This window comes from Microcystis sp. M144S2 (assembly GCF_020246065.1).
In the GTDB taxonomy this organism is placed as follows: Bacteria; Cyanobacteriota; Cyanobacteriia; order Cyanobacteriales; family Microcystaceae; genus Microcystis; species Microcystis ichthyoblabe_A.
Genome location: NZ_JADBTR010000088.1, coordinates 1 through 9816, shown reverse-complemented (window position 1 = coordinate 9816; position 9816 = coordinate 1). Strand labels below are relative to the sequence as shown.

General features: G+C 46.9%; 9 protein-coding genes. 5 read left to right on the top strand and 4 right to left on the bottom strand.

All coding sequences use genetic code 11. The features are described 5' to 3' along the window. Nucleotides 1-349 precede the first annotated feature (349 nt). From IM462_RS11395 to IM462_RS11380, 4 genes are all read right to left on the bottom strand, one after another. Nucleotides 350-1570 carry an efflux RND transporter periplasmic adaptor subunit gene (locus IM462_RS11395; RefSeq protein WP_287700057.1) on the bottom strand — a complete coding sequence of 407 codons (1221 nt, stop codon included), beginning with the start codon at nt 1568-1570 and terminating at the stop codon, nt 350-352. A 43-nt stretch (nt 1571-1613) separates the two neighbouring features. Beyond that, the gene (locus IM462_RS11390; protein ID WP_287700056.1) at nt 1614-1835 is read right to left on the bottom strand and encodes a DUF4327 family protein; all 222 of its coding nucleotides are present in this window, start codon (nt 1833-1835) and stop codon (nt 1614-1616) included. A gap of 168 nt (nt 1836-2003) precedes the next feature. Next, nucleotides 2004-2891, bottom strand: a complete 888-nt coding sequence (argB, locus tag IM462_RS11385; RefSeq protein WP_287700055.1) for an acetylglutamate kinase — start codon at nt 2889-2891, stop codon at nt 2004-2006. Between the two features lie 79 nt (nt 2892-2970). Next, nucleotides 2971-4194, bottom strand: coding sequence for a M20 family metallopeptidase (locus tag IM462_RS11380; RefSeq protein ID WP_287700054.1), 1224 nt, complete (start codon nt 4192-4194; stop codon nt 2971-2973). A 662-nt stretch (nt 4195-4856) separates the two neighbouring features. Here IM462_RS11380 and cpcB point away from each other — a divergent pair. The 5 genes from cpcB (at nt 4857) to IM462_RS11355 (ending at nt 9630) form a co-directional block, all read left to right on the top strand. Then, a complete protein-coding gene (gene cpcB / locus IM462_RS11375; protein ID WP_004268967.1) occupies nt 4857-5375 on the top strand; it encodes a C-phycocyanin subunit beta in 519 nt (172 codons plus the stop codon). Nucleotides 5376-5441: 66 nt separating this feature from the next. Continuing rightward, nucleotides 5442-5930, top strand: a complete 489-nt coding sequence (gene cpcA, locus IM462_RS11370) for a C-phycocyanin subunit alpha (RefSeq protein ID WP_004268966.1) — start codon at nt 5442-5444, stop codon at nt 5928-5930. Between the two features lie 176 nt (nt 5931-6106). Next, a complete protein-coding gene (locus IM462_RS11365; RefSeq protein ID WP_287700053.1) occupies nt 6107-6985 on the top strand; it encodes a phycobilisome linker polypeptide in 879 nt (292 codons plus the stop codon). Between the two features lie 137 nt (nt 6986-7122). Continuing rightward, nucleotides 7123-8799 (top strand): bifunctional 3,4-dihydroxy-2-butanone-4-phosphate synthase/GTP cyclohydrolase II, encoded by a 1677-nt coding sequence (gene ribBA, locus IM462_RS11360; protein WP_287700052.1) that lies wholly within the window; start codon nt 7123-7125, stop codon nt 8797-8799. A gap of 66 nt (nt 8800-8865) precedes the next feature. Then, nucleotides 8866-9630 carry a Uma2 family endonuclease gene (locus IM462_RS11355; protein ID WP_287700051.1) on the top strand — a complete coding sequence of 255 codons (765 nt, stop codon included), beginning with the start codon at nt 8866-8868 and terminating at the stop codon, nt 9628-9630. Nucleotides 9631-9816: the final 186 nt, after the last annotated feature.

Here is a 9816-nt window from a genome sequence, read left to right as displayed (position 1 = left end):
GTAATTCTTGGGCTGCCCATTTCTCCATTTTTTTGCTTACCTCCACCTTGATTCCTTCTTTCAAAACTATACCTATCAATCGTTTCCCCTTTTTTTAAGTTTCTTCTCTTTTTGTTAAGAAAGATCCGACTAATGGATAGCCTTATCAAGGGGGGCATCTGATAATTTTTAACGCCTACCTACTTATACTAAATCCGTTGAGTAACGCACAGAAAACGGGTTTCTCCGAGAAACCCGTTTTCTACTCATGCACTCATGCAAAAAGAAGCGCATCGTGGTCAGTGAGTTGCTCGAACTGCCTGCGCTCAAAATTTAATTTTCTTAAGTCTATCTAGCAATCCCCAACTAATCAAGGATTACTCAGGATACTGACCCGGACTTTTTCGCCATTTTGCAAAGGTTTACTACTATTAACGACGAAACGCTCCCCCGGTTCCAGTCCGGTGATAATTTCTACTTGACCGTCAAGCGCTTGACCGAGACGAACGGGACGTTTTTGCACTTGCGAGTTAGACTCGGAAAGGACGAAAATGGCTGGGGATTCCCCCTGACTGACAATTGCTGTTTCGGGGACAATCACCTGAGGGGCAGAATTATTATTAAACCGCACCCGGGCCAATAATCCCCCTTTAATTAAACCATCCCCATTGGGTAGAGTAATCTCCACGGGAATCCGCCGGGCCGTGCCTTGGCTGAGGGGAAAAATCCTGTTGATGCGACCGGAAAAATTTCTCTCACCGAAAGCATCAAGGCTGACATTAACCGTTTGTCCTAAATTAATCGTTTTTAAATCCAATTCTGATAATAATACTACTACCTTGACCTGTTGAAAATCACCAATTTTGAGGACTTCATCGCCGATACTGACTAAATCCCCCGGCTCTTTCAGTTTTTCGATAACTATCCCCGTCGCTGGTGATTTAAGAATAGCGTAGGCCTGACGTTGTTGTTCCTGAGCGATGACCGATTTTTGGGCGGCAATTCTGCCGATAATTGCCGCCACCACCTGTTCCTCGACTTTAATTCTCGATCTCGCGCTATTAACGGCTTTTAAAGCCACTGCCGCCGTGGTTTGGGCTGTTTCACCCTGTTGTAGGGGAATCGCCCCTTCTAGGGCTAATTTTTGCAGGCGCTCGCCATCATTTTTGGCCTGTTGGTATTGTAGTTGTAGGCGCTCCACTTCAATTTCAGCGTTACTGACTTCAATTCTCGCCCGGGCTAATTCTGCTTCTAGGGCCGACAGGGCGGCTTTTTCTTGCCGGACAACGGTGGCAAGGAGACGATCATCAACATGAGCGAGGATTTGTCCTAATTGCACCTCATCTCCCACATCGACGACGAGATTAAGTAACTGACCGGTGGCTTGCGATCGCAGAGAAACGACTTTTAAAGGTCGGGTAGTTCCCGTGTAATCGAGATTGCGTCCGATGGTTGCCAGTTTAGCGGTGGTGACGTTGACGGTAGTAGTACGGGCCGCTGGTGGCGGTGGTTGGGTTTCGCTCTTGGGAGAACAACTCGCGCTTAAGGATAAGATAACCAGAGCGGAAAGGATAATCGGAGTCGATCCCATGGCGATAATCTTGGTAGAAAGCTGCTTTTGAGTCGATGGTCGCTTATTCTTCGTCCCAAGCTTCTACCGCTATCACTTCGCTGAGAGGGTCTTGCATGGAGAAACCGAAATCGAGCAACTCCTGCTTCCAGTATGCCCACTCATCTCCGTATAAAAGAGCGAGTTTCCAGATACTATCGCTAGGTTTGACTACTTTTGCATCTATCCACTTGCTAGCCTTGCGTTGAAACTTCACCATCGGGTGAGCTACAGCTTGTTTGGTCATAAATTCAATTGCTATGAATACTTCAGATTTTGCGCTTCCCGACTAAACTAACTCAAGACTAAGACTTTTGCCATTACAAAGGAGCGAGAAGCGCGTTTATTAACTTATTTGTACACCAGATCTCTGGTTTTAGGCAAGTCTTTTTAACCAAAAGTACGGTAATTACTACTATAGGTTAGTATAACCGGAAGCCACAATCATAGAACCGATGCCTCGATCGGTGAAAATTTCCAGTAAAAGGGCGTGGGGAAGACGACCATCGATAATATGAGCGGCCTGAACTCCCTGAGCCAGCGATCGCACACAGCAGCCAACTTTGGGAATCATCCCGCCGGCAACGATACCTTTTTGAATCAACTCCCGGGCCTGTTGGATATCCAATTTAGCCAATAAAGTGGAAGGATCCTTGTAATTCTCTAAAATTCCGGCTGTATCGGTCATCAAAATCAGTTTAGCTGCCCCTAGAGCCGCCGCTATTTCTCCGGCTACCGTATCGGCATTGATATTATGAGCTTGGCCGGTTTCATCGGCGGCCACACTGGAAATCACGGGAATATAGCCACTATTGACCAAGGATTCGACGAGGCTAGTATCGACACTGCTGACTTCTCCCACAAAACCAATGCCCTCTTTACCCACGGGACGAGCAGTGATCAGATTACCATCCTTACCGCATAATCCTACCGCTTTACCGCCGGCTTGATTGATCAGGGCAACAATTTCTTTATTGACGCGTCCCACTAGCACCATTTCTACCACATCCATGGTGGCGGCATCGGTGACGCGTAAACCGTCTTTAAATTGGGGTTCAATGCCTAATTTATCCAGCCAACTATTGATTTCTGGACCGCCGCCGTGGACAATAACGGGACGAACTCCCACACAGGAGAGAAAAACGATATCTCGCATGACCGTGTCTTTGATATCGCTGTTATTCATGGCCGCGCCACCGTATTTAACCACTACGGTGCGACCGCGAAATTCTTGAATATAGGGTAGGGCTTCGCTGAGGATTTTCACCCGTTGGGCATCGTTTTCCTGGATATTATTATTCATGGGTTTTTTTACTCGTCTGATTCAGTGATCAGTTTAGCGGTTTCAGGTTTGACAAAAACTGTTCACCTTGAACGGATTTCTAGAAAGTCTTAGAGTTGCCGAATTTTTCGACGCAACGGACAAAAATCTCGACTCCCATGGTTAACACCGATTCATCAAAATCAAAACGGGGATGATGGTGGGGATAGGCTAATCCTAATTCGGGATTGGCGGATCCCAAGAAGAAATAACAGCCCGGTACTTCCTGTAAAAAGAAGGACATATCTTCCCCTCCCAGGGTTTGACATTCGGGAACGATTCCGGCTGGGGTTTCCACCACTTGTGCGGCGATTGCTCGCACTAATTCCGCCATCTGATCATGATTGATTACCGGGGGATACAATTGCCAGTAATCGAATTGATAACTAGCCCCCTGACTTTGACAGATGCCCGCGATGATTTCTTCCATCCGTTGTCGGAAATAGCTCCCTAACTGGGGATTGAAATAGCGCACCGTGCCACTGAGATTAGCACTATCGGCGATCACGTTTCTAGCGGTTCCCGCCGCTAATTTGCCCACAGTCACCACGGCAGCATCGAGGGGGTTGAGGTTGCGGGCGACGATGGTTTGCAGGGCGTTGACGATTTGGGCCGCCACCAGTAGTGAATCGACGGTTTGATGGGGAATTGCCCCGTGGCCGCCCCGGCCTTGTATCTGGAGATCGAAACATTCCACCGCCGCCATTAAGGGACCATTTTTCACGCCCACTGTCCCTAAGGGCAGATTATTCCAGAGATGCAGCCCGATAATTCCCTCCACGTCGGGATTTTTCAGCACTCCCGCTTCGATCATCGGTTTCGCCCCCCCCGGCCCCTCTTCGGCGGGTTGGAAAATAATTTTTACGATTCCCTTGACATCGTGACGGTTTTGTGCTAGGTAAACTGCTGTGCCGAGGGCGATCGCTGTGTGACCATCGTGACCACAGGCGTGCATCTGGCCGGGATGTTGGGAACGATAGGGGACTTGGTTTTCTTCGGCGATCGGTAGTGCATCCATATCGGCCCGCAGGGCTAAAACTGGCCCCGGTTGACTGCCTGCGATGGTGGCGACAATTCCGGTGCCGGCGATGCCGGTTTGATGGTCAATTCCGTATTTAGTCAGGGTTTGACTGATTAAGGAGCCGGTGAGGTGTTCTTGAAAGCCTAGTTCTGGTTTTTGGTGTATTTGTCGGCGCCAGTGGACCAATTGCGGCTGCAGGGAACGAATAGCAAGGCGAATTTGAGGGCAATTTAAGCTATTGGGAACGGGAAAGGAGGAAATCATCGGGTTCGGACGGCTCGGCTAGATTTTTTGATCACCGGTTTCTAGTTTAACTTCAGGAGACACAGGAGGCAGGAGATAGGAGACAGGAGACAGCTTTGTTCTCCCCACACCCCACACCCCACACCCCACACCCCACACCCCACACCCTACACCCTACACCCCTCTTTACAAAACTTCATCTTGTTGGAGGGCTGGAAAGGTCGATCCTTGGGTAATAGGGGAAGGGAAAGCGGGAAAATATTAAAAAAAACTTAAAATTTTTATCTTGCTGCCCTTTATACCCTTAAAGCCTTGCTGTCTTTGATTTCCCGACGGTGAGAGGCTTTGAGCCATGTCAGGAATTGATGACCAAATTGATCGAGTCATTGTTAAGTGACCGTTACAAAAAAACAGCAAAAAACTTAATAATATGTAACAAACAAAGTTTCGACAGCAGTGTATAAATTTAATTTGAGGGGCCAAGATAACAGACAAAAGTTAAGCTGGATACTTGTTTAACCTCCTTAAGTGATTTATGAGAGAGCCGTGAAGTTTTTTCAGGTTTCTTAAAGTAAATCGCAACAATCACGGTCAAGGCTCGTCCAGACTCACCGTGAAATCCCTTAAGAGGGAAAACCTTTTAATTGCAAGCAAATCCCATTTAAATTTAGGAGATTGTGACAATGTTTGACGCATTCACCCGGGTAGTATCCCAAGCTGATGCTCGTGGCGAATATTTAAGCTCTTCGCAACTAGACGCTCTCAGCGCCATGGTTGCCGACAGCAACAAACGGATGGACTCTGTTAACCGGATCACCAGTAACGCTTCCACCATCGTTGCCAACGCCGCTCGTAGCCTGTTCGCTGAACAGCCCCAACTGATCACCCCCGGTGGTAATGCCTACACCAGCCGTCGTATGGCCGCTTGCTTACGCGACATGGAAATCATCTTGCGCTATGTTACCTACGCTACCTTCGCTGGCGACGGCAGTGTTCTCGATGATCGTTGCTTAAATGGTCTTCGCGAAACCTATGTAGCTTTAGGAGTACCTGGAGCTTCCGTAGCCGCTGGCGTAAGCAAAATGAAAGAAGCTGCTTTGTCCATCGCTAACGATCGCAACGGTGTCACCCCCGGCGATTGCAGTGCTTTAATGTCTGAAATTGCCAGCTACTTCGACCGCGCCGCCGCTGCTGTCGCCTAGTCCCTGGGGCTAGTCTCAATTAAACCGTAGGAAACTTATTGCAAGATTATTGGGAGATACCAAACAATGAAAACCCCCCTTACCGAAGCCGTAGCAGCCGCTGATTCTCAAGGTCGTTTCTTAAGCAGCACCGAAATCCAAGTTGCTTTCGGTCGTTTTCGTCAAGCTTCTGCCAGCCTCACCGCCGCTAAAGCGTTGACCGAAAAAGCCAGTTCTTTGATCTCTGGCGCTGCTCAAGCTGTGTACAACAAGTACCCCTACACCACCCAAATGCAAGGGGCTAACTTTGCGGCGGACCAACGCGGTAAAGAAAAATGCGCTCGTGACATCGGTTACTACCTCCGCATGGTGACCTACTGCTTAGTTGCTGGTGGAACCGGTCCGATGGACGAGTACCTCATCGCTGGTATCGACGAAATCAACCGCACCTTCGACCTGTCTCCTAGCTGGTACATCGAAGCTCTCAAATACATCAAAGCCAACCATGGTTTAAGTGGCGACCCTGCGGTAGAAGCCAACTCCTATATCGACTACGCTATCAACGCTCTCAGCTAGTCCAATCGAAAAAACTGCTGGTCTGGAAAGACAGGAGGTTGTTAGCAAAAGGGTTAGCAATCACCTGTTCTTCCAGACCTTGTTATATCCATCGTCAAGGCGGCCAGGTAATCGAACTGATCCTCCCCTAGTTTTGAGGGGTCAGAAAATGATCATTTTTTTGTAGGAGAACTTTAGTGGCAATTACTACCTCAGCTTCCCGTTTAGGGACAACCGCTTTTAGCGAGGTTGCTCCCGTGGAATTACGTCCCGATTGGTCCCGTGACGACGCACAGGCGGTTATTCGCGCCGTCTATCGTCAGGTGCTAGGCAATGACTATATCATGCGTTCCGAGCGCCTTACCAGTGCCGAATCCTTACTCTGCAACGGTTCGATCACCGTGCGGGAATTCGTCCGCGCCGTGGCCAAATCGGAACTGTATAAGAACAAATTCTTCTACGGTAACTTCCAAACCCGCGTCATCGAACTTAATATCAAACATCTTTTAGGTCGCGCTCCCTACGATGAGTCGGAAGTGGTCTATCACCTCGATCTCTATGAAAACAAAGGATTCGAGGCCGATATCGACTCCTATATCGATTCCGCCGAATATACCGAAAACTTCGGTGATAGCATCGTTCCCTACTATCGTGGTTTTGCCAGCCAACCCGGTCAAAAAACCGTGGGATTTACCCGGATGTTCCAACTCTATCGCGGTTATGCCAACAGCGATCGCTCTCAGATTGCCGGCAAAACCTCCCGTTTAGCGGTGGAATTAGCCCAAAATGGTGCTTCGGCAGTAGTCGGTCCCTCCGGTGGCAGCGATGGTTGGGCCTATCGTCCCTCCGGTCAACGCAACACCCCCAGTAAAGCTCTTGGTGGTAGTGTGGCCTATGGTGATGTGGGTAAGCTCTATCGCGTGGAAATTGCCGCCATCAGCAAACCGGGTTATCCCAGTGTCCGTCGCAGTAGCAAAGCAATTATCGTCCCCTTTGAACAGTTAAATAACACCCTGCAACAGATCAACCGTCTCGGTGGCAAAGTTGCCAGCATCACCCCCGCTAGTTTGAACTAATTTTCTAGCTTAAGATAGCTAAAAGTCTCCCGGGCAGCCGTCAGGTTCACCGGGAGACTTCTTTCTAGGGAACTGGCAGAAATTGACCCTCAGCAGATCGAGCAAACCTGTAGAATGAAAATAGTTCTATCGTTTTAATGCCTGTGACTGTCACTTCGATCGCTTTTGACTCTATCGATACTGCCTTAGCGGAAATCAAAGCTGGACGGGCTATTGTAGTAGTTGATGATGAGAATCGCGAAAATGAAGGAGATCTAATCTGTGCGGCCCAATTTGCCACCCCCGATCTGATTAACTTCATGGCAGTGCAAGCTCGCGGTTTAATCTGTCTGGCAATGACGGGAGAGCGTCTTGATGCTCTCGAATTACCCTTGATGGTGACAAAAAACACCGATAGCAATCAAACTGCTTTTACCGTTAGCATCGATGCCGCTCCCCATTTAGGGGTTAAAACTGGCATTTCGGCAGAAGATCGGGCGAAAACCGTGCAAGTTGCCATTAATCCGGTCACTCGTCCCGACGATCTCACTCGTCCCGGTCATGTCTTCCCGATTCGTGCTAAAGCTGGTGGAGTCTTAAAACGCGCCGGTCATACGGAGGCAGCCGTGGATCTAGCTCGGTTAGCCGGGTTGTATCCGGCGGGAGTTATCTGTGAGATCCAAAATCCCGATGGTTCCATGGCCCGTTTACCGCAACTATTTGAATACGCTCGTCAACATAATCTAAGGTTAATCAGCATTGCCGATCTGATCAGTTATCGCTTAAAACACGATCGCTTTGTCCATCGGGAAACGGTCTGTAATTTTCCTAGTCAATTCGGCACTTTTCAGCTTTATGCCTACCGAAATTTATTAGATCAAACCGAACACATCGCTATTGTGAAAGGCGATCCCGCTCTCTTTGGTGATCAACCTGTAATGGTACGAATGCACTCAGAATGTCTGACCGGGGATGCTTTGGGCTCCTTGCGTTGCGATTGTCGGCAACAGTTACAAGCTGCCTTAAAAATGATCGAAAACAACGGTTTAGGGGTGGTGGTTTACCTGCGACAGGAAGGCAGGGGAATTGGCTTAATTAATAAGCTAAAAGCCTATTCTTTACAGGATATGGGACTAGATACGGTGGAAGCCAACGAAAGGTTAGGATTTCCCGCCGATTTGCGCGATTACGGCATGGGAGCGCAAATGCTCAACGATTTGGGGGTGAGAAATATTCGTTTAATTACCAATAATCCGCGTAAAATTGCCGGATTAAAAGGCTATGGTTTGGAAATAGTCGAGCGAGTACCTTTGCTGATCGAGGCTAATGATTATAATTCCAATTATCTGGCCACAAAAGCGGAAAAGTTAGGACATCTATTCTTACAAACCTATCTAGTCACCATCGCTCTCAGTTGGGGGGAAAATCCGCCGTCAATTTCCCAAAGATATCATCAATTAGAGAAATTACGGCAGTTAAGTCGCGCTAATCAATTATCTCTCCAAGAAGAAACCCGACCGGTAGCCAATGCCCTTTTTGATCGCGCCCCTTTGATTGTACATTTAGGTTTAGATATTCGTCAGGGTGTCAGCAGTAATTGGTATAAAAATCCTTCCCATCCTTATCTTCTGGTTATTGACAAGATATTAAATGACATTAAAGATTGGTCGGAAATTGAACGCTTAGAATTTTTAATTTCCGACGGAGACGATTCGATGACGGGATTACAAATGAAACTAGATCGTCAAAAAATGTCCAATGAAGATTTATCACAATTACCACAATTAGCTACCCAAATTATCTACAGTTTTACTCGTGATTCAACAAAAAATTAGTTTTTTATGACCAGAAAAGAGCGTAACAGTTATAATTAAACAAAGCTAGTATAACGGGGAAAAACTATGACAACTCTCGACATTTTACCGGAAGTTACCTGTCCCCCCACCGATTTATGGAGTGATGAACCACCTTTGGAAAGTGATCTACATCTACAACAAATTACAATTCTGATCGGTTGTTTAGAAAGGTTATGGCAAGAAAGAAGTAATTACTATGCTTCGGGCAATCTTACCATCTACTATAACGAAGAACAACTAAAAAAACGTGATTTTTGTGGTCCTGATTTTTTTGTGGTTTTAGATACAGAAAAACGTCCCCGCAAAAGTTGGGTGGTTTGGGGAGAAGGGGGTAAATATCCCAATGTGATCGTGGAGATTCTTTCCGATTCTACGGCCAATATTGACCGCAATAAAAAGAAAATTCTCTATCAAAATACCTTTCGGACTCCTAACTATTTCTGGTTTGATCCTGAAAGTTTAGAACTGCAAGGATTTAGATTAATTGCTGGACAATATCAGGCTATTGCTGCTAATGAAAACGGCTATTTATGGAGTGAACAATTAGAACTATATTTAGGCATATTTGACCGTAAACTGCGTTATTTTACCGTCGATGGTCAATTGGTTCCCACTCCCCAAGAAGCTGAATTAGAGCAAAGACAAGCAAAGGAACAGATTCTTTTAGAAAGGGAACAGATTCTTTTAGAAAGGGAACAGGAACGACAAGCGAAGGAACAGGCTATCCTCGAAAAAGAACAAGCTATCTTGGAGAAGGAAAAATTAGCCCAAAAATTACGAGAATTGGGCATTGATCCCGAAACTATCTGATTGATCAATATCTCTAAGTAGTTAGGTGTTAAAAATTGTCAGTTTCCCCCCTTATTAAGCTGTCCTTTAGTCACATCTTTCTTAACATTTCAAACCTTTGTGGCACAAGGCTTTCAAGACTCGGTTAACAATTTGTAATATTCCTTGTTGACACCCTTACTGACAAAGAAAAAACTGAAATCAAGT

What these genes read in the sequence shown, in the direction of transcription:
- IM462_RS11395 (WP_287700057.1), bottom strand. Translation starts at nt 1,570, where the DNA reads ATGGGATCGACTCCGATTATCCTTTCCGCTCTGGTTATCTTATCCTTA.
- IM462_RS11390 (WP_287700056.1), bottom strand. Translation starts at nt 1,835, where the DNA reads ATGACCAAACAAGCTGTAGCTCACCCGATGGTGAAGTTTCAACGCAAG.
- argB (WP_287700055.1), bottom strand. Translation starts at nt 2,891, where the DNA reads ATGAATAATAATATCCAGGAAAACGATGCCCAACGGGTGAAAATCCTC.
- IM462_RS11380 (WP_287700054.1), bottom strand. Translation starts at nt 4,194, where the DNA reads ATGATTTCCTCCTTTCCCGTTCCCAATAGCTTAAATTGCCCTCAAATT.
- cpcB (WP_004268967.1), top strand. Translation starts at nt 4,857, where the DNA reads ATGTTTGACGCATTCACCCGGGTAGTATCCCAAGCTGATGCTCGTGGC.
- cpcA (WP_004268966.1), top strand. Translation starts at nt 5,442, where the DNA reads ATGAAAACCCCCCTTACCGAAGCCGTAGCAGCCGCTGATTCTCAAGGT.
- ribBA (WP_287700052.1), top strand. Translation starts at nt 7,123, where the DNA reads ATGCCTGTGACTGTCACTTCGATCGCTTTTGACTCTATCGATACTGCC.
- IM462_RS11355 (WP_287700051.1), top strand. Translation starts at nt 8,866, where the DNA reads ATGACAACTCTCGACATTTTACCGGAAGTTACCTGTCCCCCCACCGAT.